Below are 26,355 nucleotides of genomic sequence, written 5' to 3' on the forward strand. Positions count from 1 at the left end.
GCGCGGCGCGCCGCCAGCTCACCCGCGCACCTGTCCACACTCAGCGCGCCCCGTACAGCTCCTTCAGCACGCGCGTCGGCCGGCCGGCGAACAGCGCCGACAAATGCGCCATGCGCGGGTTCGCGAGGTCGCGGATCGCGGCGTCGTCGGCGAGAATCTGGCGGATCAGCGCGTACTTGCGCAGCCGCTCGGCCTCGTCGAGCTTGACGCCCACGTCGGCCTCCCGCAGCGCTTCGACCAGATGCCGATACTCGTCCTGCAAATGGACCAAGTCGTTCCACAACGCACGACGGGCCGCCGTCAGCATGCGGCAGGACAGCGCGGCGACCGCTTCATAGCGGGCAAAATATTCTGCGTTCGATGTCATCTCAGGCTTTCCGCAGCTGGCTGAGCTGCCATCCGCGCGACCTCCGGGGCTATCCCGATCCATGCCTCTTCGAGGGTCGCGAGCAGACCGTCCACTTCCACGAGCATCGCCTCGCTCTGATTGATATTGGCTTGCAGCAGCCGCCGCGTCATATAGCTGTACAACGCGTTCAGCCGTGCGGCGACCTCGCCGCCCACCTCGAGGTTGAGCGACTGTTGCAGCCCGCTTTCGATGATCCGGATCGCCTTGCTGATCGCCATGCCACGCTCGGCCACGTTGCCCTGCTGCAAATACATGCGGCTTTGCGCGATTGCCTGCCGTGCGCCCTGGTACAACAACACAGTCAGCCGATGCGGACTTGCGCCCATCACGGATGTCTCGATGCCGACGCGCGCATACGCGTTGGCTCCAGCGTGTCCCGGCGAAAACATCGGCGCTCCTCCTCTCATACTGGCTGCGGTTAAGTCGTGGCGTGACCGAGCGGCGCGGCGCGTCGCCGCGCCGCTCGCTGACATGTACTTTGGTTATCGGATGCGCGACGACAAAGCTTTAGGCCGGTGCAAGGAGGGATCGAAAGCGCCGCCGGGGGCGCACAGGAAACGCGGCGCGAGGCTGCCGGATGGTCGGACGGGACTTGCGCAAACCCTCGCGTAGCCGTCGAGGCCAAGCCGCGCAGCCCCGCTCAGATCGACATCTGCGCGATGTCGTTGTACGCGGCGACCAGCTTGTTACGCACCTGCAAGCCGAACTGGAAGCCGATGTTGGCCTTCTGCATGTCGACCATCACGTCGTTCAGCGACACGTTCGACGCACCAAGTTCGAACGCCTTCGACTCGCCGATCGCCGTCTGCTGGTCGCTGCTGATCTTGTCGAGCGACGCCTTAAGCGCCGCCGCGAAGTTGGTGGGCGTCGCCGCGCCGGACTGCTCGGCCGCCGGGGTCGCGTCGCCGGCCGCCTGCGCCGCCATCGCCTGCATCTGTTGCAGCGCCGACGAAAGCGCGTTCACGGGCATGCTCATGTTTTCTCCGTTGGATGTGCGATCGGACCGCCGGAAGGTGTACCGATCTGGACGAAAGCATAGCAGCGGCCCCTCGCGGAAAGTCCCGAAACTAGGGGGAAAACCCGGCTCTATTCAAGCAATCGGCTTGAGCGGCGCTGCGGATAATTTCAATGGTGAAAGTCTCTGTCCGTCCGCCCAGCCACGGCGCGGCATCCCGGCAGAACGCCAAGGCATCCCCCGGAGAAACCCGACGCATGGATTCGTCAGCCAATTCCTTGATCAACCCCGACGCCCGCATGGGGCTCGCCGGCGCGCAGCCCGCCGCCGGTCAGGCCGCCAGCGGTCAGGCCGGCGGTGCGGCCGACCTCGGCGGCCTCGGAGGTATCGGCGGCAACTTTGGCCAGCGTCTGTCAGGACTCGCGCAGATGCGCGGCAACCCGCGCGCGCCGCTCGTGTTCGCGGTGGCGTTGCTGATCGCGGTCATCGCCGGCCTGTTCCTGTGGTCGCGCGCGCCCGACTACAAGGTGCTCTACAGCAATCTGTCCGACCGTGACGGCGGCTCGATCATCGCCGCTTTGCAGCAGGCCAATATCCCGTACAAGCTGTCAGAAAGCGGCGGCGCGATTCTCGTGCCGGCCGAGCAGGTCCACGAGATGCGCCTGCGCCTCGCGTCGCAGGGGCTGCCGAAGAGCGGCTCGGTCGGCTTCGAGCTGATGGACAACCAGAAATTCGGCATCAGCCAGTTCGACGAGCAGATCAACTATCAGCGCGCGCTCGAGGGCGAACTCGAACGCACGATCGAATCGATCTCGAGCGTCAAATCCGCGCGCGTGCACCTCGCGATTCCGAAGCCGAGCGTGTTCGTGCGCGAGAAGGAAGCGCCGTCCGCGGCGGTGCTCGTGAACCTGTACCCGGGCCGCATGCTCGACGAAGGCCAGGTCGTCGCGATTACGCACATGGTGGCGTCGGCGGTGCCGCAAATGCCGGTGCGCGGCGTGACGATACTCGACCAGGACGGCAACCTGCTCACGCAGCCGACCAACGGCAGCGGCCTCGATGCCACCCAGCTGAAGTTCCGCCAGCAGATCGAGCGCAACACGCAGCAGCGCATCGACGCGATCCTCGCGCCGCTGTTCGGCGCCGGCAACGCGCGCTCGCAGGTCAGCGCCGACATCGACTTCTCGCACAGCGAGCAGACCTCCGAGAACTACGGTCCGAATGGCAATCCGCAGCAGGCCGCAATCCGCAGCCAGCAGTCGAGCAGCGCCACCGAAATGTCGCAGGGCGGCGCCTCGGGGGTGCCGGGCGCGCTGTCGAACCAGCCGCCGCAACCGGCCTCCGCGCCGATCGTGGCCGGCAACGGCGCGAGCTCGGTCACCACGACGCCGGTCAGCGACCGCAAGGATTCGACCACCAACTATGAGCTCGACAAGACGGTGCGCCACGTGGACCAGCCGATGGGCGGCATCCGCCGGCTGTCGGTCGCGGTGGTCGTCAATTATCTGCGGGTCGTCGACCCGAAGGGTCATGTGACGATGCAGCCGGTCAGCGCCGACAAGCTCGCGCAGATCACGCAGCTCGTGAAGGACGCGATGGGCTTCGACGCGTCGCGCGGCGACTCGGTCAACGTGGTCAACAGCGCGTTCACCACCGAGCTCGACCCGAACGCCGATCTGCCGTGGTGGCGCACGCCGGACATGCTCGCGCTCTACAAGCAGATCGCGACGTACCTCGGCATCGGCGCGGTCGCCCTGTTCCTGTACTTCGTGATGGTGAAGCCGGCGTTGCGCCGCGCGTTCCCGCCGCCGCCCGAGCCGGTTGCCGCGCTGATGTCGCCCGACGAACCGGTGCTGCTCGACGGCATCCCCGCCGAGGAGCGCGATGGCGCGGTCGTCGAAATCGAAGCGGACAGCGAGAAGCTCGCGCTCGAAAACGCGAAGCACAAATACGAGCGGAACCTGGAGTTCGCGCGCAGCATCGCGCGTCAGGATCCGAAGATCGTAGCAACCGTCGTCAAGAACTGGGTGTCCGATGAGCGCTGAAGGCGTAGTGAAGAGCGCGCTGCTGCTGATGTCGATCGGCGAGGAAGAGGCGGCGCAGGTGTTCAAGTTTCTGGGCCCCCGTGAGGTCCAGAAAATCGGCGTCGCGATGGCCGCGCTGAAGAGCGTGACGCGCGAACAGGTCGACGAAGTGCTGCAGGAATTCGTGCGCGAGGCCGAGCAGCACACCGGCATGTCGCTCGATTCGAACGACTACATCCGCTCGGTGCTGACCAAGGCGCTCGGCGACGACAAGGCCGGCGTGATCATCGACCGGATTCTGCAGGGCAGCGACACGAGCGGCATCGAAGGCCTGAAGTGGATGGACTCGGCGGCGGTCGCGGAACTCATCAAGAACGAGCATCCGCAGATCATCGCGACGATCCTCGTGCATCTGGACCGCGATCAGGCTTCGGAGATCGTCGCCTGCTTCACGGATCGCCTGCGCAACGACGTGCTGCTGCGCATCGCGACGCTGGACGGCATCCAGCCGGCCGCGCTGCGCGAGCTCGACGACGTGCTGACCGGCCTGCTCTCCGGCAGCGACAACCTGAAGCGCAGCCCGATGGGCGGCATCCGTACGGCGGCCGAGATTCTCAACTTCATGTCGAGCAACCACGAGGAAGGCGTGCTCGAAAACGTGCGCCAGTACGACGCGGAGCTCGCGCAGAAAATCGTCGACCAGATGTTCGTGTTCGAGAACCTGCTCGACCTCGAAGACCGCGCGATCCAGCTGCTGCTGAAGGAAGTCGAATCCGAGGCGCTGATCATCTCGCTGAAGGGTGCCCCGCCCGCGCTGCGCCAGAAGTTCCTGTCGAACATGTCGCAACGCGCGGCCGAGTTGCTCGCCGAAGATCTCGACGCACGCGGTCCGGTGCGCGTGTCCGAAGTCGAGACGCAGCAGCGCCGCATCCTGCAGATCGTGCGCAACCTGGCCGAGAGCGGACAGATCGTGCTAGGCGGCAAGGCGGAAGACGCCTATGTCTGATCCGCAAGCCCCGGCAAAGGAAAGCCTCTCGGCCTACCAGCGCTGGGAGATGGCGTCGTTCGACCCGGTCCCACCGGCACCGCCGCAGGCCGAACCCGAATTCGACGAGCGCGCGTTCGAAGCCGAACTCGAGCGGCGCCGCGAGGCCGCGCACGTGCAGGGCGTCGCGTCCGGTCATGTGGCCGGCCAGGCGCTCGGCTATCAGGCGGGCTACGACCAGGGGCACGCACAGGGTTTCGCGCAGGGCCAGACCGAGGCGCGCGAGGAAGCGATGCGGCTCGCCGCGCTCGCCGAAACCTTCAAGACCGCACTCGATGGCGCGCAGCACGCGATCTCCGAAACACTGATTGCACTCGCGCTCGACATCGCGCAGCAGGTCGTGCGCCAGCACGTGCAGCACGACCCGACCGCGCTGATCGCGGCCGCGCGCGAGGTGCTCGCGGCCGAGCCCGCGCTCGCCGGCGCCCCGGCGCTGATCGTGAGTCCCGCCGACCTGCCGGTCGTCGAGGCGTACCTGCTCGAAGAACTGCAAACGCGCGGCTGGACCGTGCGCACCGATGCGTCGGTGGAGCGTGGCGGTTGCCGCGCGCAGGCCGGCACCGGCGAAGTCGACGCGGGCATCGACACGCGCTGGCAGCGCGTCGCCGCCGCGCTCGGCAAAGTGAGTACGTGGTGAAGCCGACTGTCGACGAGATCCGCGCGAGCGATCTGACGCCGCTCGAGCGCGAGCTCGCGTTGGCGTCGTTCGGCCCGGAGGCGCTGGCCGACGTCGAGTCGGCCAGTACCGCCGAGCCCGCGGATTCCACACCGCAAGCGTCGACGGATGAGCATCCCACGCCAGGCGCGGCGGCGAGCCGCGAGTCCGCCGCGCTGGACCCGGCTGCGCGCGCCGCCGGCTCCGCTCATGCTGCGGGCGCGCCGTCCTATGATCCCGCGCTCGACATCAATCCCTACATGCAGGCTTGGCGCGGCCGGCTCGAGGGGCTGCGCGCACGCAACGCGATCGCGAAGCCGCTGCGCGCCTGCGGGCGCCTGACACGTGCGGCCGGGCTGGTGCTCGAAGCGGTCGGCCTGCGTCTGTCGGTCGGCGCGGAAGTGATGATCGAACTGCCGCCCGGCAGTTCGCTGCCGATGGCCGAAGCCGAAGTGGTCGGCTTCTCCGGCGACAAGCTGTTCCTTATGCCGACCACCGAAGCGATCGGCCTGTTGCCCGGCGCCCGCGTCTATCCGCTCGAAAGCGCGCCGATCGCGGACCCGCTTGCGGGCGCGAAGCGCCTGCCGGTCGGCTGGGAACTGCTCGGCCGCGTGCTCGACGCATCGGGCCGTCCGCTCGACGGACTCGGCCCGCTCGGCACGCAAACGGACGCGCCGCTGTCCGCGCCGGTCATCAATCCGCTCAATCGCGAGCCGATTCACAAGGTGCTCGACGTCGGCGTGCGCGCGATCAACGCGCTGCTGACCGTCGGCCGTGGTCAACGCATGGGGCTGTTCGCGGGTTCGGGCGTCGGTAAATCGGTGCTGCTCGGCACGATGGCGCGCTACACCAGCGCCGAGGTGATCGTGATCGGCCTGATCGGCGAACGCGGCCGCGAAGTGAAGGAGTTCATCGAACAGATTCTCGGCGAAGAAGGATTGGCGCGCTCCGTCGTGATCGCCGCGCCGGCCGACGTCTCGCCGCTCCTGCGGATGCAGGCCGCCGCGTACTCGACGTCGCTCGCCGAATACTTCCGCGACCAGGGCAAGCACGTGCTGCTTCTGATGGACTCGCTGACCCGCTACGCGATGGCGCAGCGCGAAATCGCGCTGGCCGTGGGCGAGCCGCCCGCAACCAAGGGCTATCCGCCGTCGGTGTTCGCGAAGCTGCCGGCGCTGGTCGAGCGCACCGGCAACGGGCCGGCGGGCGGCGGCTCGATTACCGCGTTCTACACCGTGCTCACCGAAGGCGACGATCAGCAGGACCCGATCGCCGACTCGGCGCGCGCGATTCTCGACGGCCACATCGTGCTGTCGCGCTCGCTCGCCGAGGCCGGCCACTACCCGGCGATCGATATCGAAGCGTCGATTAGCCGGGCAATGACCGCGCTAATCGACGAAAACCACCTGAATAAAACGCGTATGTTCAGGCAGATGCTGTCGCGCTATCAGCGCAACCGCGATCTGATCAACGTCGGTGCGTATTCGAGTGGGCGCGACGCGGTGCTCGATCGGGCGATCGCGCTGTATCCGCGGATGGAAGCGTTCCTGCAGCAAGGCTTTCGCGAGTGCGCGAACTTCCAGCCGAGCATCGACATGCTGAACACGCTGTTTGCCTAGGGTCAGGGCCGAGGAGGCTGACGATGTCGAAACACTTTCCGATCAAGACGCTGATCGGTCTCGCGCAGGACGACGTGGACGCCGCCGCGCAGCGGCTCGGCCGCGCGCAGCGCGAGCGCAACGATGTGCAGGCGCAACTCGATTCGCTCGTGCAGTACCGCGACGAGTACTACGCGCGTTTCACCGAGAGCGCGCAGTCGGGCATGCCGGCCGGCAACATGCGCAACTTCCAGGCGTTCATCGACACGCTCGACGCCGCGATCGAGCAGCAGCGCAACCTGTTTGCGGCGGCGAGCGCGCGCGTCGAGGCGGCGAAGCCCGACTGGCAGCGCCACAAGCAGAAACTCGGCTCGTACGAAGTGCTGCAGGCGCGCGGCGAGGCGGCCGAGGCGCAGGTTGCCGCGCGGCGCGAGCAGCGCGACGCCGACGAACACGCGGCGCGAATTCTGCGCATGCGCGCCGACGGCGCGTGAGGCGTTGCCTCGCGGCTAACGCCTGACGGCACACCCGTTTGACGGATTCACAGGATTCCTTATGTCGCTCCTTTCACAGATCGGCTCACAACTGAACGCGCTGCTCGACACGAGCGGCAATGCGTCGGGCAGCGCGGCCGCGAGCGCCGCGGTCAACGCGAGCGCGTTCGCGCAGACCTTGCAGCAAAGCATCGACCAGCAGAACAGCGCGAATCAACGGCAGAGCAGTTCCGCGACGGCATCGCAATCGACGGCGCCGGGCGCGCCCAGTGCGCCGCCGCCCGCGCCCGCTTCCGCGCAGCAGAGCGCGAGCAGTAGCCAGAACGGCAGCGCCGCGGCGAGCAACGGCGCGTCGTCCACGACATCGACGACACAGACGCAACAGCCATCCAACAGCCAGTCGAGCGCAACGCAAGCGAAGCAGAAGGACACCAAGGCGCAGACCGACGCCGGCGCGCTCGCCGCCGCGGCGGCTGCCGCCCAGGCTCAGGCGCAAGCGCAGGCACAGGCCACCGCCAACAATAACGCCGACGCGAGCGCGACCGCCACGACCGATGCCGCCAGCTCCGTCGCCGATGCGGTGAGCGCGCTGGCCGGCAGGGCCGCGAACGCGCTCACCGGCACCGTCGCAAGCAGGAAAGGCGCGGTCGATCCGAAGTCGCTGCAGGATGCGTTGCAGAGTGCGCTGTCCGCGCTATCGAGCGGCCAGGGTACGGTGCCCGCGCAGGCGCTCGCAAGCGGCGCGGCCGCGAAGGCGGCGAGCGTATCGAGCGCGGCGGGCGGTCTGGGCAGCACGAAGAGCGGTCTGAACGGCACGACCAGTGACAAGACACTCGCGAACGGCCTGTCCGTCGACGGCAAGAGCGCCTCGACGAGCCACACCACGGTGACGACGGCGACGGCCGCCGCAACTGCGCTGGCCGATCCATCGGCAGCGAAGTCGGCCGCCGATGCGGCGAGCGCCGCGGCCGCGACGGCCGGCCAGGCGGACAACCTCGCGTCGGCGCGCAGCGCGTCCGATGCGGCGAACGCCGCGCTGGCCGCGACCCAAGCGGCGGCCAACGCCGCCAGCACGACGGCGGCGGCGCAGAGCACCGGCAACGCGAGCGCGGCAGCCGCCGCGAACGCGCTGACGCCGCAGGTCGGCACGACCGACTGGGAAGACGCGTTGAGCCAGAAGGTGGTGTTCTTGTCGAATGCGCATTCGCAGAGTGCCGAGCTGACCCTCAATCCGAAGGATCTCGGGCCATTGCAGGTGGTGTTGCAAGTTGCGGATAGCCATGCGCATGCGCTGTTTGTTTCGCAGCATCAGTCGGTGCGGGAAGCGGTCGAGGCGGCGTTGCCGAAGCTTCGTGAGGCTATGGAGTCCAACGGGATTGGGCTGGGGAGTGCGAGTGTGAGTGATGGGTTTGCCCGGCAGAGCGGGCAGCAGCAGCAGAGCGCTGGCGCGGGTGGATCGGGCAGGGGCGCCGGCCGCGGTGGCGGCTCGCTCGGCGGTGATGGTTCGGTGGACTCCGGTGAGGCCGTTTCTAGTGTTGCCGTGCGGCAGCAGGTTGGGTTGGTCGATACGTTTGCCTGAAGAGGCGCCTGCTTTTTTCGTTGTTCTGGCTTTGTTGGCCTTTCCTTGATTGCTTGTCGGTCTATTGGCGTTGCCCCTGTGCGGGGCGGCACCTACTTTCTTTGCTGCTGCAAAGAAAGTAGGCAAAGAAGACAGCTCACACCGCAAATTCTTAAGCGGGTCCCTCGGTCCGCCTCCGGCAGTGGTGCATCTGGAATCCGTGCTCCCGCACATTCGGCCGTAGTGACAAGGCAGTCATTCTTCCGGCGGCGCTGCGCGCGCCGAAACCCCGTTCCCAAACCATCGGTCGGTTTCCCTGGCAGACCCGTCCACGACGCACGCAGTGCGGAGTGGGAAGCATGACGGCTTTGTCACTGCCGTCGAATGTGCGGGGGCACGGATTCCAGATGCACCACTACCTCCTCCAAGCCAGGGGACCCGCTTAAGAGCTGGCGGTGTAAAGCTGTCTTCTTTGCCTACTTTCTTTGCAGCAGCAAAGAAAGTAGGTGCCGCCCCGCACAGGGGCAACGCCAATAGACCGACAAGCAATCAAGGAAAGGCACCCAAGCCAGAACAAGGAAAGCCCAACCAGACCAGAACAAAGACAAAAAAAACACCCAAAAACCTGAGATAACCAGAAATAGCCCTTCTTTTCGACCCATAGCGCCGCAGGCAAATCAACAACAATCACCCTAACCCTTACTAGGCTGGCAAAAAGCCCGCAACCCACATGGCAACCACGACCGCCCCGCAACAAGCCGCGCCCGCCTCGCCGGGCCCCCTGAAGCGCATCATCCTGATCGTCCTCATTGCGCTGATCGCCGCGGGCGCTGCCGGTGCGGGCGTGTGGTTCTTCATGTCCAAGCGCGCACCCGTCGCCGCATCCGCCGAAGCCGCGCCGGCGCCGTCCGCCGTGCCGCTCTTCTTCCCGCTCGAATCGATGACCGTCAACCTGCAATCGGACGACGGCCAGCCGCACTTCCTGCGCATCGGCCTCACGCTCAAACTCGGCGACGCCGCCACCCAGCAGGCACTCACCGATCACATGCCGGAAGTGCGCAGCCGCATCCTGCTCGCGCTGTCGAACAAACACCCCGAAGAGCTCGCGCCGCTCGAAGGCAAACGCGCGCTCGCCGAAGAGCTGAAGAAGCTGATCACCGAGCCGACCGACAAGAGCGCCGCACCGATCCGCGTGCAGGACGTGCTGTTCACCGAGTTCGTCGTGCAGTGACGTGACGTTGTCTAGCGCTGCCATCATCAATCGCCAAGGGACTCACGAGGAATAAGCAATGGGCCACGAAGAGTTCATGTCCCAGGAGGAGGTCGATGCCCTTCTGAAGGGCGTCACCGGCGAATCCGACACGGAATCCGAGCAAAGCGACCGCACGGGCGTACGCCCGTACAACATCGCGACGCAGGAGCGCATCGTCCGTGGCCGGATGCCCGGCCTGGAAATCATCAACGACCGCTTCGCGCGCCTGTTGCGCGTCGGCATTTTCAACTTCATGCGGCGCTCGGCGGAAATCTCCGTCGGCCCGGTGAAGGTCCAGAAGTACAGCGAATTCACGCGCAATCTGCCGATCCCGACCAACCTGAACCTGGTCCACGTGAAGCCACTGCGCGGCACGTCGCTGTTCGTGTTCGATCCGAACCTCGTGTTTTTCGTGGTCGACAATCTGTTCGGCGGCGACGGCCGCTTCCACACGCGCGTCGAAGGACGCGATTTCACGCAGACCGAGCAGCGCATCATCACCAAGCTGCTCAACCTGACGTTCGAGCATTACGCGGCGTCGTGGAAGAGCGTGCGTCCGCTGCAGTTCGAATACGTGCGCTCCGAAATGCACACGCAGTTCGCCAACGTCGCGACACCGAACGAGATCGTCATCGTCACGCAGTTCTCGATCGAGTTCGGCTCGACGGGCGGCACGCTGCACATCTGCATGCCGTACTCGATGATCGAGCCGATCCGCGACGGGCTGTCCTCCCCGATCCAGGGCGAGGCGATCGACGTCGACCGCCGCTGGGTGCGCGTGCTGTCGCAGCAGGTGCAGGCTGCCGAAGTGAAATTGACGGCCGACCTCGCGCAGGTGCCGGTCACGTTCGAACAGATCCTGAACATGCGCAAAGGCGACGTTTTACCGATCAACATCCCCGAGCACATCACCGCGAAAGTCGACGGCGTGCCGGTGATGGAATGCGGCTACGGAATTTTCAATGGTCAGTACGCGTTGCGGGTCCAGAAGATGATCAGCGCAGCCGACACGATGAAGGATGGTGGATATGAGTGACCTGAACACACAGCCCGAGAGCGATCTCGCGGCAGCCGAGCAACTCGCCGCCGGCGCGGTGTCCGCCGCGGACGAAGACGCGGCGATGGCCGACTGGGCCAGCGCGCTCGCCGAGCAGAACGGCAACGACGAAATCAACCCGGCCGCGGGCGGTGTGTTCCAGCCGCTGTCGAAAGTCGCGCCGACCTCCACGCACAACGATATCGACATGATCCTGGACATTCCGGTCCAGATGACGGTCGAGCTCGGCCGCACCAAGATCGCGATCCGCAATCTGCTGCAGCTCGCGCAGGGATCGGTCGTCGAACTCGACGGTCTCGCCGGCGAGCCGATGGACGTGCTGGTCAACGGCTGCCTCATCGCGCAGGGCGAAGTGGTGGTCGTCAACGACAAGTTCGGCATCCGGCTGACCGACATCATCACGCCGTCCGAACGCATCCGGAAACTCAATCGATGAAACGTTTGGCCGGTCGCGGCGTCCTGTTTGCGTCGCGCGATGTTCTATTGCAGAACGTGTTCAAGGCGCTCGCGGCGAGCGCCACGGTGTTCGGCGCGTCCACCGTCGCGCACGCCGCCGACATGAACGCGGTCAACAACGCCGCGAAGATCGCCTCGGGGGTCGGTGCGGGTAGCGCGGTGCCGGCGCTCGGCGTCGGCGCGGTGCTGCAAACCTTCGTCGGGCTCGCGGTCGTGATCGGCCTCGTGTTCGGCTGCGCGTGGCTCGCGCGACGCTTCGGCCTGCAGCCGGGCCAGCGCGGCGGCCTCGTGAAGACGGTCGGCGGCGCTTCGCTCGGCGGCAAGGAGCGCGTCGCGGTCGTCGAGATCGGCGATACGTGGCTCGTGCTCGGCGCGGCGCCCGGCAACGTGCGGCTGCTGCATACGATGCCGGCGGGTTCCGCCGCGGCCGAGACGGTTGCCACTTCGCCCGCACCGCTTTCCGGCACCTTTGGTCAACGCTTTCGCGACGCCCTGAAAGGCGAAGTGGGCAAACGTTTCAACGCGCACGGCGGCGGGGATCGGTAATGCAGGTCAGTTTCAGGCGGTCAGGTTGGTTCTTCGCACTACCGCGCGGTGTAGCGCGGGCACTTCCCGCAGTGCTTCAAGTCGCGCTGCCGGCGCTGCTGTTCGCGCTGCCGGCGCTATCGTTCGCGCAAACCGCCGGCCTGCCGGCCTTCACCACGAGCCCCGGCCCGAACGGCGGCACGACCTACTCGCTGAGCGTGCAGACGATGCTGCTGCTCACGATGCTGTCGTTCCTGCCCGCGATGGTGCTGATGATGACGAGCTTCACGCGCATCGTGATCGTGTTGTCGCTGCTGCGCCAGGCGCTCGGCACGACCACGACGCCGCCGAACCAGGTGCTCGTGGGTCTCGCGCTGTTTCTCACGCTGTTCGTGATGTCGCCGGTGCTCGACAAGGCCTATAACGAAGGCTACAAGCCGTTCTCCGAAGGCACCCTTCCGATGGACCAGGCGGTGTCGCGCGGGGTCGCGCCGTTCAAGACCTTCATGCTGCGTCAGACCCGCGAAAGCGACCTTGCGCTGTTCGCGCGCATCTCGCATGCGGCGCCGATGCAGGGGCCCGAAGACGTGCCGCTGTCGCTGCTGGTGCCGTCGTTCGTGACGAGCGAGCTGAAGACCGGCTTCACGATCGGCTTTACGATTTTCATTCCGTTCCTGATCATCGACATGGTGGTCGCGAGCGTGCTGATGTCGATGGGGATGATGATGGTGTCGCCCGCGACGATTTCCCTGCCGTTCAAGCTGATGCTGTTCGTGCTCGTCGACGGCTGGCAGTTACTGCTCGGCTCGCTCGCGCAGAGCTTCGTCTGATCGTTTTCCGACTCCTCGTTCTTCAGGCACTTACGATGACACCCGAAGCAGTCATGACCCTGGCCCACCAGGCCATGTACGTCGGCCTGGTGCTGGCCTCTCCGCTGCTGCTGGTCGCGCTCGTCGTCGGTCTGCTCGTGAGCCTGTTCCAGGCCGCCACGCAGATCAACGAAGCCACGCTGTCGTTCATCCCGAAGCTGCTTGCGATCGCGCTCACGCTGGTGATCGCCGGGCCGTGGATGCTGACCACGATGCTCGACTATCTGCGCCACACGATCACCAGCATTCCGACGCTCGTCAACTGAGCGCCGCTGGCACGTCGACGCGCTGGCGCCCGCCCTCCTCGCCCATGTTTACGGTCACCTACTCTCAACTGAACGTCTGGCTGACCGCGTTCCTGTGGCCGTTCGCGCGCATCGCCGCGCTGATCGCGACCGCGCCGGTGTTCGGCAACATGTCGCTGCCCTCGCGCGTGAAGATCGGCCTTGCCGCATTCACGACCATCATCGTCGCACCGACGATCGGCGCGCTGCCGCACGTCACCGTCTTTTCCGCAGCCGGCGTGTGGATTCTGGTCAATCAGTTCCTGATCGGCATCGCGCTCGGCGTGACGATGCAGGTCGTGTTCCAGGCGGTCGATGCGACCGGCTACTTCATCGGCCTCGGCATGGGCCTCGGCTTCGCGACCTTCTTCGACCAACAGGCGACCGGCTCGGGCGTGGTGATCTCGCGCTACATGACGACGATCGCGACGCTGGTGTTTCTCGCCGTCGACGGTCATCTGCAGATGATCGCCGCGCTGGTGACGACCTTCCAGTCGGTGCCGGTGTCGGCGAACCTGCTTGCGCCGCACGGCTGGCAGACGCTCGCGAACTGGGGCGGCTCGATATTTTCCGCGGGGCTGTTGCTAGCGTTGCCGGTCGTCGTTGCGCTGCTGATCGCCAACATGGCGCTCGGCATTCTCAATCGCGCGGCGCCGCAGATCGGCGTGTTCCAGATCGGCTTCCCGCTGACCATGCTGGTCGGTCTGCTGCTCGTGCAGCTGATGCTGCCGAACATGATCCCGTTCTTCGTGCGGCTGTTCGATAGCGGCATCGATCAAATGGGACGGGTCGCGGCCGCGCTGACGTAACGACTGCGGAAATCCCCGACCGTGGACGAAAAAAAACCGGCTCGCGCCGGTTCTTTTACTGCTGCGCCGAAGCGGCATCAGTTGCCGATGTACTGGAACAGCGACATGCTCTGGATCTTCACGAACGCTTGCTGCGACGCCTGCAAGGCCGCTTGCTGCATCGTGTACTTGCTGATCGTCTTGACCATGTCGGTCGAGGTGAGGTCCGCGAGATCGCTTGCCGTTTGCGTGGTGTTGGTCTGAGTGACCGTCTGCAACGCCTGGACTTCCTGCTCGCGGCCGCCCACCGACGCCTGCACCGCGATGACGTTGTTCAACGTGTTGGCAAGCTGCGACAGACCCGTGTTCATCGCGTTCTGCAGCGTCGCCGAGGCCGCGTCGTTGCCGCTCACCGGCTGCTGAAGCGCGGCGATCATCGCGTTCAGGTTCGTGAACACGTTAGTGCCTGCCTGGTTGGCCGGCTGCACGGTGAAGGTGTCGGTGGCGGCCGGCGTGCCGGTGATGTCGACGGTCTGCCCGGCGATCGTGATGTTGGAACCCGACGTGTAGGGCTGCGCCGTACCCATGGTGTTGGTCGTCGTGTCGGTGACCGTGTAGGTCAATGAACTGCCGCTGCCGCTGAACTGGATCTTGTACGAGTCCGCGTTCGCCGCGTTGGTCGGATCGGTGACCGTCACCGCGCTGATCACGCCGGTGCCGGTGTTGGCCGAACTGCCCGAGGCGATCGGCTGCGCATTCGTCGCGCCGACGCTCATGAACACCGACAACCCGTTGTCGCCGGTCGCGACCGCATTGCTATCGGTGACCTGGACAGTGCGCGTGCCGGTGTCGCCCGTATAGACCACGGTGCCGGCCGCATCGGTCGTGAAGGCCTTGGTCGAGTTCTGGAAGCCGGCGAACAGCGCGTTGCCGGAGCCGTCGGTCGCGTTCGCATAGGTCAGCAGCTGGTCGCGCAGGGCCGTCAGCTGCGCGGCGATCGCCGAGCGGTTGGTGTCGTTCAGCACGCCGCTGCCGACGCTCAGACCCAGCGTGTTCACGCTTTGCAGCGTCGTGACGACGCTGGTGAGCGTCGAGTCCTCGGCCTGCAGCGACGACAGCGCGGTGTTCTGATTCGTCGTGTACTGCGACAGCGCGGCCGCGGTCGAACTGAGCTGCACTGCTTGCGCGGCGCCGAGCGGATTGTCGGCGGCCGTGGTGAGGCTTTGGCCGCTCGAGATTTCCTGATAGATCTGCGACAACTGAGCCTGCTGATTGCTCATCGTCGAGACGTTCATGCTGAAGTACTGCTGGGTCGAAATTCGCATGGTTCAACGCCTTACGAGAAGATGCCAAGCAAAGTCTGGAACAGCGTCTGCGCGGTCTGGATGACCTTGCTGTTGGCCTGATAGAGCTGCTGGTACTGAAGCAGGTTCGCCGCTTCCTCATTGATATTGACGCCCGACACCGACTGTTGCGCCGATGTGATCTGCGTGACGAGCGTGCTTTGCGCGGTCGCCGACGTCTGGATCTGCGTGGTCTGGTTGCCGATCGTGTTGACGTAGTTCGCGTATGCGCCCGTCAGCGTCGCGGTGCCGCCGTTGAGCACCTGCGCCGAAGTCAGATTCGACAGCAGTTGCGCGTTGCGGCCGTCGTTGGTCGCGCCGGTGTTCGGTCCGATCGTGAACGAGTCGCCGTTGGCGGGCGTGCCGCTGATCGTGACCGTTACATTGTTCATCACGCCCGCGCTCGTCGCGTTGGTCGGGTTGGTGATCGTCAGCGTCGCGCCCGCGCTCGCCGAATACGGCACCGGGGTCGTTGCCGCGCTGATCGTGTACGACGCGGGCGGTGAGCCGGCAACCGTCACCACCGAGCCGATCGGGAAGCCGGTGAGGCCGGTGCCCGCGGTGTAGGTGATCGTCGATGCACTGGTCGGCGCGCTGTAGCCGGCCGATACCGTGCCCTGCGTGATCGTCGCGCTGCCGGTGTTCGACGTCGAGGCCGACGCGAGCACCGGTGCCGCCGCCGCGATCGCCGAGGGCGACGTGGTGGTCAGCGCGAAGCCGTCCAGCGCGCCCCGGGTCGGCTCGACCGAGAACGAGTCGCCCGCCTTCATCGTGCCGCTCGCGACCGAGAACTGCAGGCCGCCGATCGGGTTGTTCAGGTTCGCCGCCGAACCGACGATGCTGCCGGTCTCGTTGTCGGTCAGCGTGTAGGCGCTGCCGTTGTACGACAGCGTGTAATCGCTCGTGGTCGGCTGGGCCGCGTTGGCGAACGACGCGCCGAGCGTCGCATTGCCGCTGTTCTGCGGGTTCGCGTACACGGTCGGCGAGCCGACGGTGAACAACGCGCCGCCCGCGGTGCCGTTCAGCGTGAGGCCGAGCTCGTTCTGCGCGTTGACCTGCGCGGCGAAGCTGGTCGCGATCGCGCCAAGTTGCGCCTCGGCAGGATCGAGCGTTTGCGAGCGGAATTGCAGCAGGCCGCCAAGCGTGCCGCCGGATACGCTCGTGTCCGATAGTGTCTGCGGGGTCGGCGCGGGCTTCGCACCAGCCTGGCCGAGATACTGGACCGACAGCTCGCTCGGATCGCTCGTCGACGTCGCCGTGCCGAGGTTGAAGCTGTTGCCGGCCAGCACGAGCGGCTGTCCGTTCGACATGAACAGGCTGTAGTTGCCGTTGTCCTGCACGACCGACACGCCGACCAGCTGCGACAGGTTCGACACCGCCTGGTCGCGCTCGTCGAGCAACTGGTTCGGCGGCTGGCCCTGGCTGCTCGCCTGCTTGATCTGCGTGTTGAGCGACGCGATCTGCGCGGTATAGGTGTTGATCTGCGTGGCCGTGTCGCTCAGCTGCGTGTTGACGCTCGAGCGCAACTGGTCGTACTGCTGGCCCGCCGCGTTGATCTGGTTCGCGAGCGTCTGCGCGTCGCTGATCGCGGTCTGCCGCGTCGACACGCTCGATGCGCTGTTGGCGACGTTCTGCAGGCCCGTGAAATAGCCGCTGATCGCGCTCGCAATGCCCGAGGTCGGACTGCCGACCAGGTTATTGAGCTCGGTGATCATCGTGTTGTACGCGGTGAGCGCGCTGCTCGACGACTGCGCGTTGTTCAGCTCGGTCGTCAGGTACTGGCTGTACGAGCGCTGCACGGTGTCGGTGGAGACGCCCATCGGCAGGTAGCCGGAGCCGGTGTAGCTGCCGCTCGTCTCCGAGTACACCGGGGTTTCCACCGTATAGCCGGGTGTCGACGCGTTGCTGATGTTCTCACCAGTGGTCGTCAAACCCCATTGGGCCGCGTTGAGTCCGCTAAGGCCGATAGTCAACAGATTGCTGGACATGCGTCATCCTGAAGGGCGGCGTCGCAGACATGCCACCGCGTTAGTGGAACATCCTCTTTAACGGCCCGCCGCGCGAAAAATTGAGGGCCATTCCACTTCGTTTGCGGCCCGCCCGTGGTGCCTTGCCGCTCAGCGCGCCAGCGAGCGGCGCTTCATTTCGAGCTGCGTGATCAGCCGCTGCAGCGTGTTTTCCGCGCTGCCCGGGAGCGTCAGGAAACGGAAGCCGAGCTGATAGCGTTGCGTGCCGTTCGGCAGCGCGAGCGAGCGATGCGACACGAGTTGCAGATCGAGCGACAAACGGCCCAGCGCGCCGAGCGTGAGCTCGCAGTCCGTCAGGCGCGCGCCCATCGGCAATTCGCCGACGCGCTGGTCGGTCGTGTGCATGCCGACACCGCCGAGCGACAGGTCGTGCACCTCGAAGCGGAACGTGTCGCCCTCGGGCAGGCGGCCGCTACACATGAATGGATCGAGAATCGGCGCGGGGACGCGGAAATACTCGCGCCGCTGCACGTAGAACAACACCTCGGGGAACTCGGCCTCGAACGCCGGCAGTCCCTCGAAGCGCGTCTCGCGCGGCGTCGGGGTCGTGAACTCGACGCGCACGCCGTCGGGCGACGCGTGGAACTGGCAGCGCGGCGCGTTGAGCAGCCCCGCGTTCAGATCGGAGAGCGCGCCCCAATCGAAGGTGAAAGTTCGTTCGCGCACGTCGACGTCGAGCAGCCGCGTGACGAGTTGCCCACCCGCATATTCGACGGTGAGGAAGTCGCCGCGATTGACGAGATTGCGCAACTGCACGCCGATTTCCAGCGGATTGCGGCGGCCGAAGTCGGGAACGCTCTCGTTTTGCGGGACGTGCGGCTGACCGTTCGTGTCAGTCTGGCCGTTCGACTGGTTCATATCCATGGGCTTGCCGGTAAGCATGTTCTTGCGGGCGCGTGCCAAGGTCTCGCCATCGACTCTGAGGGTCGTCGTGCAAAGCCGCAACACACGCGTTCGACCGGAACATACAGCGCTATTCCGGTATCGGGTCTAACTCGTTAGCGGCAGCATCCAGCAAAAATTTAGGGGCTTGAATTAAATATTCGCCGGAAATCGCCCGCAAACGTTAAAACCGGGTCCGCTCGAACGCCGCGTCGTCGCGGGCAAAATTCTCGATCAGCCCATTTTCTGCATGATCGACATCAGCTTTTTTGCGTAATGCGGATCGGTCGCATAACCGGCGCGCTGCATGCCGGTCGCAAAACCGTTTACGTCGTGCGACGAATTGATCACCTGCGCATAACGCGGATTGTTCTTCAACAGGCTCGCGTAATCAGTCATCGCTTCCTCGTACGAGCCGTACGAGCGGAATTTCTCGACCGTGCGATGGGGCTTGCCGTTCACGTATTCGGTCGTGACCGTCGACACGGTCTTGCCGGTCCAGTCGTTGCCCGCCTTGATGCCGAACACGTTGTGGCTGGTCGAGCCGTCGGCCTTCTTGATCTCGCTCTTGCCCCAACCCGATTCGAGCGCGGCCTGACCGATGATGAAGCGCGCCGGAATGCCGGTCGCCGCGCTCGCGGCCTGCGCCGGCGCCGCGAGCTTGTCGACGAACGCGTCGACTTTCGGCGAACTGCCGTCGCCGCGCACCGGCGGCGTCAGCGCGCTATTGGCCGAGTAGGCCCGGCCGAGCGCGAGCTGGCCGTTTGCCTGGGCGTTGCCGTAGGCGCGCGCGAGCGCGTTGAGCGCTGCGCTCTGGCCTGCGTCGCCGCCGCTACCGCCGCCGAGCGCGTTGGCCATGCCGGCGAGACCACCGGCCGCGCCCGCGCCGTTCGCACCGCCCACCTGCATGCCCTGGTTACGCATCAGCTGCTTGAGCATCGCGTCGGCCACGCCGATGCCCTTCTTCGATAGCTGCTGCGCCATCTGCTGATCCATCATCGATGTGAAGGTCGCGGTGTCGTGCGAATCGAACGGACCGTCCTGCGGCGTCGCGTCGCGCATGCTCTTGAGCATCATCTGCGTGAACACCGCGTCGAACTGCTGCGCGGCCATCTTCATGCCGGCTTGCGGCGAGGCCTTCGCCTGTGCGCTCAGCGCGCCGAAGCCCTGCACGTCGAGCGCGAACCGGCTGGTCAGATCGTTGGCGGAGTTGACGCTATTGGTCGTATCCGAATTCATCGGGCGTGCTCCTTAGATAATTTCCAGGTCGGCGCGCAACGCACCGGCTGCTTTCATGGCCTGCAGGATCGACATCAGATCCGCGGGCGTCGCGCCGAGCGCGTTGAGCCCCTTCACCACATCGGCGAGATTGGCACCGGCGTTCACGAGTTTCAGCGCGCCGTTGTCCTGCTTCATCTGGATCTGCGACTGCTGCGCGGCCACGGTGCGGCCGTTCGAGAACGCGCCCGGCTGGCTCACCACCGGCTGGGTATTGATCACGACCGACAGATTGCCGTGTGCGACCGCGCAGTTCTGCAGCGTGACCATCTGGTTCATCACGATCGAGCCGGTGCGGGCGTTCAGGATCACCTTCGCGGCGGCCTGCGCGGGCCGCACTTCGAGGTTCTGCAATTGCGCCATGAACGAGACCTGCTGCTGCGGATCGGCCGGCGCGCGCAGTTGGACCGTGCGGCCGTCGAGCGCCGTCGCGGTGCCGCTGCCGAACGCATTGTCGATGGCCGCGACGACGCGCTGCGTGGTGTCGTAGTCCATGTCGTTCAGGTCGAGCTGCATCGTGCCCGCCTGCGACACCGCGGTCGGCACCGAGCGCTCGACGATCGCGCCGCTGGTGATGCGCCCGGCGGCCAGCTGGTTGACCTGCACCCTGCTGCCGTTCGCGCTCGCTCCCGCGCCGCCGACTGCGACGTTGCCCTGGCCGAGCGCATACACCTGGCCGTCGGCGCCCTTCAGCGGCGTGAGCAGCAGCGTGCCGCCGCGCAGGCTCTTCGCATTGCCGAGCGACGATACCGTGACGTCGATCGCTTCGCCCGGCCGCGCGAACGGCGGCAGCACCGCGGTCACCATCACGGCGGCGACGTTCTTCAGCTGGATGTTCGACAGCGACGACTGCGAGTTGCTCGAGCCCGCCGCCTGGTTGTTGATCGAGATGCCGAGGTTCGCGAGCATGTTCGCGAGCGTCTGGGTCGTAAACGGCGTCTGCGTGGTCTGGTCGCCGGTGCCGTCGAGGCCGACCACGAGGCCGTAGCCGATCAGCGGGTTGTCGCGCACGCCCTGGATCTGCGCGAGATCCTTCAGGCGCTCGGCGTGCGCGGGCGTCGCGGCCGGCAGCGCCGCGCAGGCGAGCGCGACGAACATGAGTGCGCGGCCCGCGCGCGACAGCCTGTTGAAGACGATCGCCATGATCACCACGGTGCCACGTTGAGGAAGAACCGCTGCAGCCAGCCCATGTTCTCCGCCTCGTCTATGTAACCCTTCGCGGAGTATTCGATTTTCGCGTCGGCGACCTGGGTCGAGTACACCGCGTTGAGACTCGAAATCGTGTTGGGATTCACGACACCGGAAAAGCGCACGAATTCATTGCCCTGATTGATCAGCATCTGTTTCTCACCGCTCACGATCAGGTTGCCGTTCGCCTGCACGCCGGTCACGGTCACGGTGATCGTGCCGTTGAACGTATTCGACGCGTTCGCGCCGCCGGTCCCGGCAAAACCGTTGGTGCCGGTCGCGCTCAGGTTGGCCTTGCCGAACAGGCCGCCGAGAAAGCCCGCGGTCGGCACGTTGAAGTTGGTGTTGCCGTTGCGGTTCGCATTCGCGCCCGATGACTTCGTCGCGTTGATGTTCTCGGCGATCACGATCGTGATGATGTCGCCCACATTGCGCGGCCGCTGGTCTTCGAACAACGGACGGCCCGCGTAGCCCGGGTTGTAGATCGAGCCCGGCGCCTGCGCCTGCGGCGGTATCGGCGGCAGCGCGGTCATCGGCTGCTGCGTGATCGGTTGCTTCGGCACGAGTCCGCAGCCGCCGAGCGCGGCGAGCAGCGCGAGCTGCACGAGCGCCTCGGCCGTACGCGAATGCACCGGAGTGCGAGTGGAGTGCGCCATCTTCGTTGACCGCCTTAAATTTCCCGTCCTCAAACCTGCATCTGGCTCAAGGTCTGCAGCATCTGGTCGGAGGTCGTCACGGCCTTGCTGTTGATTTCATACGCGCGCTGCGTCTGGATCATGTTCACCAGTTCCTGCACGACGTTGACGTTCGACGCTTCCACGTAACCCTGGTTGAGCGTGCCCGAGCCGTTCAGGCCCGGTTGCGCCACGTTCGGCGCGCCCGACGACGCCGTCTCCGCGAACAGGTTTTCGCCCTTCGCGTCGAGTCCGGCCGGGTTGATGAAAGTTGCGACCTGCATCGAGCCGAGCTGCTGCGTATTGCTCGAGCCGGACACGGTGATCGACACCACGCCGTCGCTGCCGATCGTCAGCGAGGTTGCATTGGTCGGGATCGTGATCGCCGGAATCACCTGGTAGCCGCTCGACGTGACGAGCTGACCCTGCGCGTTGGTCTGGAACGAGCCATCGCGCGTGTAGGCAGTCGTGCCGTCGGGCATCTGCACCTGGAAGAACCCGGCGCCGTTGATCGCGACGTCCTTTGAGTTGCCGGTCTGCTGCAGGTTGCCCTGCGTGTACAGGCGCTCGGTCGCGACCTGCTGCACGCCGGTGCCGAGCTGGATGCCCGACGGCAACTCGGTTTGCTGCGTCGAGTTCGCGCCCGGCTGGCGGATGGTCTGGTACAGCAGATCTTCGAATACCGCGCGCGAGCCCTTGAAGCCGTTGGTGCTGACGTTCGCGAGGTTGTTCGAGATCACGTCCATCTGCGCCTGTTGCGCATTCATGCCGGTGGCGGCGATATAGAGTGAGCGGTTCACGTGTGGTTCTCCAGTGTCGGCGCGCGCCTCGTCGCGCGCACCGTGGCAATCCGTTAGCTGAAGCTGAGCAGCTGGTTGGCGGACTGATCGTTTTTGTCGGCGTTTTCCAGCAACTGTGTCTGCATCTGGAACTGGCGCGCGTTGGTGATCATCGAGACCATCGCGCTGACCGGATTCACGTTGCTGCCTTCGAGCGACGCCGGCGCGAGCGTCACGGTCGGATCGGCGTCGGCGGGGTTGCCGTCGGCGGTGCGAAACAGACCGTCATCGCCGCGCGTGAGCGACTGCGGATCGGGATTGACGAGCTTCAGTTGATCGACGGTGACGACAGCGGTGGGCGGATCGCCCGGCGTCAGCGCGGACACCGTGCCGTCCTTGCCGATCGTGATCTGCGCGCCCGGCGGGACCGCTACCGGCCCGCCGTTGCCGAGCACGACCTGATTGGTCGCATTCACGAGCTGGCCGTTTTCGTCGATGTGCAGATTGCCTGCGCGCGTGTAGGCCTCGTTGCCGTCGGCGGTCTGCACCGACAGCCAGCCCGGCCCCTGAATCGCGACGTCGAGCGGATTACCCGTCTGCTGGATCGGCCCCGGCGTGTAGTCGGCGCCCGGTGTCGAGGACAGCACGAACGTGCGGGTCGTGTCGTCGTTGATCGAGCTGCCGTCGCCGAACGACATCGGCACGGCGCGGTAGGTTTCGAGCTGCGCGCGAAAGCCCGTGGTCGACGCGTTCGCGAGGTTGTTCGCGACGATCGCCTGCTGTTCCAGCGCCTGCGCGCTGCCCGACATCGCGGTGTAGATCAGCCGATCCATGAAGAGGTCCCGTTGGCTTACAGGTTGATCAGGGTCTGGTCGACGGCCTGCTGGGTCTTGATCGTCTGCGCGTTCGCCTGATAGTTGCGCTGCGCGGTGATCAGGTTGACCAGCTCGCTCGTCAGATCGACGTTCGAGTTCTCGACCGCGCCGCCTTGCAGCACGCCGTGATTGGTCGAGCCGGGCGTGGAAATCTGCGCGACGCCCGAAGCCGCCGTCTGGCCGTACTCGTTATTGCCGAGGTCGACGAGGCCGTTCTCGTTCGAGAAGTTCGCGAGCACGATCTGGCCGAGCGCCGCGGTCTGGCCGTTCGAGTAGTTGCCGGTCAGCGTGCCGTCGGCACCGACCGTGAAGCTCGTCAGCTGGCCCGCCGCGTAGCCGTCGGTCGACAGGCTGTTCACGCCGTCCTTGCCGCCGTACTGCGTGGTGCCGGCCACGTTCAGCGTGACGTTCTGCGGCGTGCTCGAACCGTCGGTGTTCGGCAGCGACATGGTGAACGCGCCAAGGGTCGCGGTCGCGAGGCCGGTCGTCGCGTCGATCGTGCTGACCAGCGTGCCCGACGAATTGAAGTTCGCCGTGCCGATCAGCGTCGCGGTGCCGGTCGACGGGCCCGCGTACACGTTCCATGTGCCCGAGCCCGTCTTCGCGAAGTACATGTTGACCGTCTGCGAGCCGCCGAGCGTGTCGTAGACGGTTGTGCTCGTCGAATAGTTGTAGGTCGACGAGCTGTTCTGGTTGAACGTGGTCGGGTTCTGCGTGATCGTGTAGCTGTCGTTGACCGCCGGCGCGCCGCTGAACGTAATGCTCTCGCCGTTGCCCAGCGTGATCGCGGTGCCGGCCGTGTAGTTCTGCGACGCGGTGGTCGTGCCGAGTGTGTTGTCCGTGACCGTGTAGGTGGTCGGGCTCGTGAAGTTGATCGTGTACTTGTCGGTGTTCGTGCCCGCGGCCGCGTTGGTGATCGTCGCGCCGGTCGTATTCAGCGTGCCGGCGTTGGTGCCGCCGGGCGTCGCGGTAGGCGCGCCGAGCATGATGTCGTCCTGCGCGTTCAGGTTCAGGCCCGCGGTGACCGAGGTGGTCGCCTGCGGCGCGATGTTCGCGGTCGGCACCTGCAGCGGCACGGTCTGCGCGGTGTTGATGATGCCCGAGCTATTGGCCGCGTAGCCCATCAGATCGAGGCCCTGCGCGTTCGTGACGAAGCCGTTCTTGTCGAGCTGGAACACGCCGTTGCGCGAATAGGTCAGCGTGCCGTTGTTCGACATCTGAAAGAAGCCGTTGCCGTTGATCGCGACGTTCAGCGCCTGGTTCGTCGTGTTGATCGTGCCTTGCGAGAACTGCTGCTGCACTTCCGACAGCTGCGTGCCGATACCGATCTGCTGGCTCACCGCGGTCGCGACCGAATTGGCGTACATGTCGGCGAATTCGGCGGTGCCGCTCTTGAAACCGACCGTGTTGGCGTTGGCGATGTTGTTGCCGATCACGTCGAGATCGCTCGACGACGCCGACAGACCGCTCAAACCTGTTTGGTAACTCATGACGTACTCCGTATCTGCAAAGTCGTAACGGGATGGATGCGGCTTACAGGATTGCGGCGACGCTGGTCAGGCCGACCGTCGAGCCGTTCGACAGCACGAGGCCCGCCGTGCCGTCGCTCTGCTGGACGACGCTTTGGACGGTCGCGCCGGTGAGCGTTGTGGCCGTCGCCTGCTGGCCGTTGATCGTGCCGGTCGCGGTGATCGTGTACGTGCCGTCGGCGAGCGTATTGCCCGCCGAGTCGGTCGGCGTCCAGCCGACCGGAATCGTGCCGGCCGACTGCTTGCCGAGGTCGATCGTGTTGACGATGGTGCCGGCCGAGTTCTTCACGACGACCTGCAGGTCGCTGACGGAGTTCGCGAGCGTGACGCCGAACTCGGTCGCCTTGCCGCTCGACACGGAGATCGAGTTGCCCGGCGCGAGCACGGTCGAGCCGATCAGCAGCGCGGACTGCGACTGCTGGCCGGCCGCTAGCTGCGTCGACAGCGACGAGAGCGACGTATTGAGCTGGCTGATGCCCTGCACCGTGCTGATCTGGGCCAGCTGCGAGGTCATCTGCGAGCTGTCCATCGGATTGGTCGGGTCCTGGTTCTTCATCTGCGCGACGAGCAGTTGCAGGAAGGTGTTCTGCAGGTCCGCGGGCGAGGTGCCCGACGTGCTGCTCGTCGAGCTGCTCGCGCTCGAGCTGCTGCTTGTGCCGTTCATCGTGTCGAGCAGCGTCTGCGAAACCGTCGCGCCGCTGCTGCCGATCGTGGTGTTGGTGGTCAAGGCTCTCTCCTCAGGTTCCGATCGTGAGCGTTTTCAGCATCAGGGTTTTGGCTGTGTTCAGCGTTTCGACGTTGGCCTGGTACGAGCGCGAGGCCGAGATCATGTTGACCATCTCCTGCACCGGGTCGACGTTGGGTAGCGTCACGTAGCCGTTCGCATCGGCCGCCGGATTGCCGGGTTCGTACGCGGTCTTCATCGGCGACGGGTCGTCGACCACGCCAGTCACCTGCACGCCCCCGACCTGCTGGCCGGAGCCCGAGCGCGCGCCGCCGAGCGGGTTCACCGCGAACACGACCTGCTTGGCCTTGTACGGCTGACCGTCGGGGCCGGTCGTGCTGTCAGCGTTGGCGAGGTTCGACGCCGTCACGTTGAGCCGCTCCGATTGCGCCGACATCGCGGAGCCCGCGACACCAAAAATATTCATCAGGGATGGCATGTTTCCTGACCTCTCCTGCCGGTTCGCACCGGCGTTACGTTAAGTCCCGTAGCGTTCGTGTTCCTGCGTGCTGGCTGCCTGTATTCAGCTGCCATGCGCTCTGCTTGTGTGCGGTGCGGCCGTCCGGCTTACGAGCCCGACGTGATCGCCGACAGCATCGTCTTGATCTGATTTGACACGACCGTCATGCCCGACTCGAAGTGCACCGTGTTGTCGGCGAACTGCACGCGCTCGGTGTCGACGTCGACCGTGTTGCCGTCGAGCGCCGGCTGCTGCGGAATCCGGTATTGCAGGTTGCCGTAGTCGTCGGGGCTGCCGCCCGTCGCCGTCAGCGTGGCCTTGCCGCTCATGTGGCCGGCCTCGGTCGTGTTCATCGACATGCCGCTCGTCACGCCCGCGGGCTGCGTCATCGCGAGCGTCGAGCCGTTCGATGCGCCCTGCCCGGCGCTGCTGCCGCCCGTCTTCTTCAGCGCGCCGGCGAGCGACGACGCGAAGTCGATATCGCGCGCCTTGTAGCCGGGGGTGTCGGCGTTCGCGATATTCGACGACAACAGTTCCTGCCGGTAGGCGCGTACATCCATCGCCTGCCGGCCGAACGCGAATTCGGCATCGAGTTTGTCCAGCATGGGAATCTCCCGAGAACGTTTC

28 protein-coding genes are annotated in these 26,355 nt (G+C 65.8%); 13 read left to right on the forward strand and 15 right to left on the reverse strand.

Translation table 11 applies throughout. The features are described from left to right. Positions 1-40 precede the first annotated feature (40 nt). From BJG93_RS15770 to fliE, 3 genes are all read right to left on the reverse strand, one after another. Positions 41-367: a flagellar protein FliT gene (locus BJG93_RS15770; protein WP_027199162.1), complete on the reverse strand. Its 327-nt coding sequence runs from the start codon at positions 365-367 to the stop codon at positions 41-43. Then, on the reverse strand, positions 364-798 hold the full coding sequence (fliS, locus tag BJG93_RS15775; protein ID WP_027199163.1) for a flagellar export chaperone FliS: 435 nt from the start codon (positions 796-798) through the stop codon (positions 364-366). Before fliS ends, BJG93_RS15770 begins: the two co-directional genes overlap by 4 nt. A gap of 251 nt (positions 799-1,049) precedes the next feature. Next, on the reverse strand, positions 1,050-1,385 hold the full coding sequence (gene fliE, locus BJG93_RS15780; protein ID WP_027199164.1) for a flagellar hook-basal body complex protein FliE: 336 nt from the start codon (positions 1,383-1,385) through the stop codon (positions 1,050-1,052). A gap of 236 nt (positions 1,386-1,621) precedes the next feature. On the opposite strand from fliE, the gene fliF reads away from it, so the two are divergent. The 13 genes from fliF (at position 1,622) to fliR (ending at position 13,990) form a co-directional block, all read left to right on the forward strand. Then, a complete protein-coding gene (gene fliF, locus BJG93_RS15785; protein WP_027199165.1) occupies positions 1,622-3,409 on the forward strand; it encodes a flagellar basal-body MS-ring/collar protein FliF in 1,788 nt (595 codons plus the stop codon). Then, on the forward strand, positions 3,399-4,394 hold the full coding sequence (fliG, locus tag BJG93_RS15790; RefSeq protein ID WP_027199166.1) for a flagellar motor switch protein FliG: 996 nt from the start codon (positions 3,399-3,401) through the stop codon (positions 4,392-4,394). Before fliF ends, fliG begins: the two co-directional genes overlap by 11 nt. Beyond that, entirely contained in the window at positions 4,387-5,070 is a 684-nt protein-coding gene (gene fliH, locus BJG93_RS15795; RefSeq protein WP_027199167.1) for a flagellar assembly protein FliH, read from the forward strand. Before fliG ends, fliH begins: the two co-directional genes overlap by 8 nt. Further along, on the forward strand, positions 5,064-6,707 hold the full coding sequence (gene fliI, locus BJG93_RS15800) for a flagellar protein export ATPase FliI (protein WP_027199168.1): 1,644 nt from the start codon (positions 5,064-5,066) through the stop codon (positions 6,705-6,707). The genes fliH and fliI overlap by 7 nt, the downstream gene beginning before the upstream one ends. A 23-nt stretch (positions 6,708-6,730) precedes the next feature. Beyond that, entirely contained in the window at positions 6,731-7,180 is a 450-nt protein-coding gene (gene fliJ / locus BJG93_RS15805; protein WP_027199169.1) for a flagellar export protein FliJ, read from the forward strand. A 61-nt stretch (positions 7,181-7,241) separates the two neighbouring features. Beyond that, positions 7,242-8,759: a flagellar hook-length control protein FliK gene (locus BJG93_RS15810; protein WP_027199170.1), complete on the forward strand. Its 1,518-nt coding sequence runs from the start codon at positions 7,242-7,244 to the stop codon at positions 8,757-8,759. 709 nt (positions 8,760-9,468) lie between these two features. Beyond that, positions 9,469-9,969: a flagellar basal body-associated protein FliL gene (gene fliL, locus BJG93_RS15815; protein WP_027199171.1), complete on the forward strand. Its 501-nt coding sequence runs from the start codon at positions 9,469-9,471 to the stop codon at positions 9,967-9,969. Between the two features lie 58 nt (positions 9,970-10,027). After that, positions 10,028-11,026 (forward strand): flagellar motor switch protein FliM, encoded by a 999-nt coding sequence (gene fliM, locus BJG93_RS15820; protein WP_027199172.1) that lies wholly within the window; start codon positions 10,028-10,030, stop codon positions 11,024-11,026. After that, on the forward strand, positions 11,019-11,483 hold the full coding sequence (fliN, locus tag BJG93_RS15825; RefSeq protein WP_027199173.1) for a flagellar motor switch protein FliN: 465 nt from the start codon (positions 11,019-11,021) through the stop codon (positions 11,481-11,483). The genes fliM and fliN overlap by 8 nt, the downstream gene beginning before the upstream one ends. Further along, positions 11,480-12,049 (forward strand): flagellar biosynthetic protein FliO, encoded by a 570-nt coding sequence (gene fliO / locus BJG93_RS15830; RefSeq protein ID WP_027199174.1) that lies wholly within the window; start codon positions 11,480-11,482, stop codon positions 12,047-12,049. The genes fliN and fliO overlap by 4 nt, the downstream gene beginning before the upstream one ends. Next, positions 12,049-12,858 carry a flagellar type III secretion system pore protein FliP gene (gene fliP / locus BJG93_RS15835; RefSeq protein ID WP_027199175.1) on the forward strand — a complete coding sequence of 270 codons (810 nt, stop codon included), beginning with the start codon at positions 12,049-12,051 and terminating at the stop codon, positions 12,856-12,858. The genes fliO and fliP overlap by 1 nt, the downstream gene beginning before the upstream one ends. Positions 12,859-12,893: 35 nt before the next feature. Further along, positions 12,894-13,163 (forward strand): flagellar biosynthesis protein FliQ, encoded by a 270-nt coding sequence (gene fliQ, locus BJG93_RS15840; RefSeq protein ID WP_027199176.1) that lies wholly within the window; start codon positions 12,894-12,896, stop codon positions 13,161-13,163. A gap of 44 nt (positions 13,164-13,207) precedes the next feature. Further along, positions 13,208-13,990, forward strand: a complete 783-nt coding sequence (gene fliR / locus BJG93_RS15845) for a flagellar biosynthetic protein FliR (RefSeq protein WP_027199177.1) — start codon at positions 13,208-13,210, stop codon at positions 13,988-13,990. A gap of 77 nt (positions 13,991-14,067) precedes the next feature. On the opposite strand, the gene flgL is transcribed toward fliR, so the two are convergent. The 12 genes from flgL to BJG93_RS15905 all read right to left on the reverse strand — a co-directional run bounded on the left by flgL (position 14,068) and on the right by BJG93_RS15905 (position 26,333). Beyond that, on the reverse strand, positions 14,068-15,294 hold the full coding sequence (gene flgL, locus BJG93_RS15850) for a flagellar hook-associated protein FlgL (RefSeq protein WP_027199178.1): 1,227 nt from the start codon (positions 15,292-15,294) through the stop codon (positions 14,068-14,070). Between the two features lie 11 nt (positions 15,295-15,305). Beyond that, positions 15,306-17,300, reverse strand: a complete 1,995-nt coding sequence (flgK, locus tag BJG93_RS15855; protein WP_027199179.1) for a flagellar hook-associated protein FlgK — start codon at positions 17,298-17,300, stop codon at positions 15,306-15,308. Positions 17,301-17,429: 129 nt separating this feature from the next. After that, entirely contained in the window at positions 17,430-18,203 is a 774-nt protein-coding gene (locus tag BJG93_RS15860; protein ID WP_174566112.1) for a flagellar brake protein, read from the reverse strand. Between the two features lie 252 nt (positions 18,204-18,455). Beyond that, positions 18,456-19,460: a flagellar assembly peptidoglycan hydrolase FlgJ gene (gene flgJ, locus BJG93_RS15865; protein ID WP_027199181.1), complete on the reverse strand. Its 1,005-nt coding sequence runs from the start codon at positions 19,458-19,460 to the stop codon at positions 18,456-18,458. Positions 19,461-19,472: 12 nt separating this feature from the next. Continuing rightward, complete coding sequence (locus BJG93_RS15870; RefSeq protein WP_034479732.1) at positions 19,473-20,642, reverse strand: flagellar basal body P-ring protein FlgI; 1,170 nt, start codon at positions 20,640-20,642, stop codon at positions 19,473-19,475. Between the two features lie 2 nt (positions 20,643-20,644). After that, the gene (gene flgH / locus BJG93_RS15875) at positions 20,645-21,343 is read right to left on the reverse strand and encodes a flagellar basal body L-ring protein FlgH (RefSeq protein WP_027199183.1); all 699 of its coding nucleotides are present in this window, start codon (positions 21,341-21,343) and stop codon (positions 20,645-20,647) included. A gap of 29 nt (positions 21,344-21,372) precedes the next feature. Beyond that, positions 21,373-22,161: a flagellar basal-body rod protein FlgG gene (gene flgG, locus BJG93_RS15880; protein ID WP_027199184.1), complete on the reverse strand. Its 789-nt coding sequence runs from the start codon at positions 22,159-22,161 to the stop codon at positions 21,373-21,375. A gap of 53 nt (positions 22,162-22,214) precedes the next feature. Continuing rightward, a complete protein-coding gene (gene flgF, locus BJG93_RS15885; protein WP_027199185.1) occupies positions 22,215-22,973 on the reverse strand; it encodes a flagellar basal-body rod protein FlgF in 759 nt (252 codons plus the stop codon). Positions 22,974-22,990: 17 nt separating this feature from the next. After that, positions 22,991-24,505, reverse strand: a complete 1,515-nt coding sequence (locus BJG93_RS15890) for a flagellar hook protein FlgE (protein ID WP_027199186.1) — start codon at positions 24,503-24,505, stop codon at positions 22,991-22,993. A gap of 43 nt (positions 24,506-24,548) precedes the next feature. Continuing rightward, positions 24,549-25,271 carry a flagellar hook assembly protein FlgD gene (locus BJG93_RS15895; RefSeq protein ID WP_027199187.1) on the reverse strand — a complete coding sequence of 241 codons (723 nt, stop codon included), beginning with the start codon at positions 25,269-25,271 and terminating at the stop codon, positions 24,549-24,551. Between the two features lie 10 nt (positions 25,272-25,281). Then, complete coding sequence (flgC, locus tag BJG93_RS15900) at positions 25,282-25,707, reverse strand: flagellar basal body rod protein FlgC (protein ID WP_027199188.1); 426 nt, start codon at positions 25,705-25,707, stop codon at positions 25,282-25,284. 128 nt (positions 25,708-25,835) lie between these two features. Then, on the reverse strand, positions 25,836-26,333 hold the full coding sequence (locus BJG93_RS15905; protein WP_027199189.1) for a flagellar basal body rod protein FlgB: 498 nt from the start codon (positions 26,331-26,333) through the stop codon (positions 25,836-25,838). Between the last annotated feature and the right edge of the window lie 22 nt (positions 26,334-26,355).

Source organism: Paraburkholderia sprentiae WSM5005 (assembly GCF_001865575.2).
Taxonomy (GTDB): domain Bacteria; phylum Pseudomonadota; class Gammaproteobacteria; order Burkholderiales; family Burkholderiaceae; genus Paraburkholderia; species Paraburkholderia sprentiae.

What these genes read in the sequence shown, in the direction of transcription:
- BJG93_RS15770 (WP_027199162.1), bottom strand. Translation starts at nt 367, where the DNA reads ATGACATCGAACGCAGAATATTTTGCCCGCTATGAAGCGGTCGCCGCG.
- fliS (WP_027199163.1), bottom strand. Translation starts at nt 798, where the DNA reads ATGTTTTCGCCGGGACACGCTGGAGCCAACGCGTATGCGCGCGTCGGC.
- fliE (WP_027199164.1), bottom strand. Translation starts at nt 1,385, where the DNA reads ATGAGCATGCCCGTGAACGCGCTTTCGTCGGCGCTGCAACAGATGCAG.
- fliF (WP_027199165.1), top strand. Translation starts at nt 1,622, where the DNA reads ATGGATTCGTCAGCCAATTCCTTGATCAACCCCGACGCCCGCATGGGG.
- fliG (WP_027199166.1), top strand. Translation starts at nt 3,399, where the DNA reads ATGAGCGCTGAAGGCGTAGTGAAGAGCGCGCTGCTGCTGATGTCGATC.
- fliH (WP_027199167.1), top strand. Translation starts at nt 4,387, where the DNA reads ATGTCTGATCCGCAAGCCCCGGCAAAGGAAAGCCTCTCGGCCTACCAG.
- fliJ (WP_027199169.1), top strand. Translation starts at nt 6,731, where the DNA reads ATGTCGAAACACTTTCCGATCAAGACGCTGATCGGTCTCGCGCAGGAC.
- BJG93_RS15810 (WP_027199170.1), top strand. Translation starts at nt 7,242, where the DNA reads ATGTCGCTCCTTTCACAGATCGGCTCACAACTGAACGCGCTGCTCGAC.
- fliL (WP_027199171.1), top strand. Translation starts at nt 9,469, where the DNA reads ATGGCAACCACGACCGCCCCGCAACAAGCCGCGCCCGCCTCGCCGGGC.
- fliM (WP_027199172.1), top strand. Translation starts at nt 10,028, where the DNA reads ATGGGCCACGAAGAGTTCATGTCCCAGGAGGAGGTCGATGCCCTTCTG.
- fliN (WP_027199173.1), top strand. Translation starts at nt 11,019, where the DNA reads ATGAGTGACCTGAACACACAGCCCGAGAGCGATCTCGCGGCAGCCGAG.
- fliO (WP_027199174.1), top strand. Translation starts at nt 11,480, where the DNA reads ATGAAACGTTTGGCCGGTCGCGGCGTCCTGTTTGCGTCGCGCGATGTT.
- fliP (WP_027199175.1), top strand. Translation starts at nt 12,049, where the DNA reads ATGCAGGTCAGTTTCAGGCGGTCAGGTTGGTTCTTCGCACTACCGCGC.
- fliQ (WP_027199176.1), top strand. Translation starts at nt 12,894, where the DNA reads ATGACACCCGAAGCAGTCATGACCCTGGCCCACCAGGCCATGTACGTC.
- fliR (WP_027199177.1), top strand. Translation starts at nt 13,208, where the DNA reads ATGTTTACGGTCACCTACTCTCAACTGAACGTCTGGCTGACCGCGTTC.
- flgL (WP_027199178.1), bottom strand. Translation starts at nt 15,294, where the DNA reads ATGCGAATTTCGACCCAGCAGTACTTCAGCATGAACGTCTCGACGATG.
- flgK (WP_027199179.1), bottom strand. Translation starts at nt 17,300, where the DNA reads ATGTCCAGCAATCTGTTGACTATCGGCCTTAGCGGACTCAACGCGGCC.
- BJG93_RS15860 (WP_174566112.1), bottom strand. Translation starts at nt 18,203, where the DNA reads ATGGATATGAACCAGTCGAACGGCCAGACTGACACGAACGGTCAGCCG.
- flgJ (WP_027199181.1), bottom strand. Translation starts at nt 19,460, where the DNA reads ATGAATTCGGATACGACCAATAGCGTCAACTCCGCCAACGATCTGACC.
- BJG93_RS15870 (WP_034479732.1), bottom strand. Translation starts at nt 20,642, where the DNA reads ATGGCGATCGTCTTCAACAGGCTGTCGCGCGCGGGCCGCGCACTCATG.
- flgH (WP_027199183.1), bottom strand. Translation starts at nt 21,343, where the DNA reads ATGGCGCACTCCACTCGCACTCCGGTGCATTCGCGTACGGCCGAGGCG.
- flgF (WP_027199185.1), bottom strand. Translation starts at nt 22,973, where the DNA reads ATGGATCGGCTGATCTACACCGCGATGTCGGGCAGCGCGCAGGCGCTG.
- BJG93_RS15890 (WP_027199186.1), bottom strand. Translation starts at nt 24,505, where the DNA reads ATGAGTTACCAAACAGGTTTGAGCGGTCTGTCGGCGTCGTCGAGCGAT.
- flgC (WP_027199188.1), bottom strand. Translation starts at nt 25,707, where the DNA reads ATGCCATCCCTGATGAATATTTTTGGTGTCGCGGGCTCCGCGATGTCG.
- BJG93_RS15905 (WP_027199189.1), bottom strand. Translation starts at nt 26,333, where the DNA reads ATGCTGGACAAACTCGATGCCGAATTCGCGTTCGGCCGGCAGGCGATG.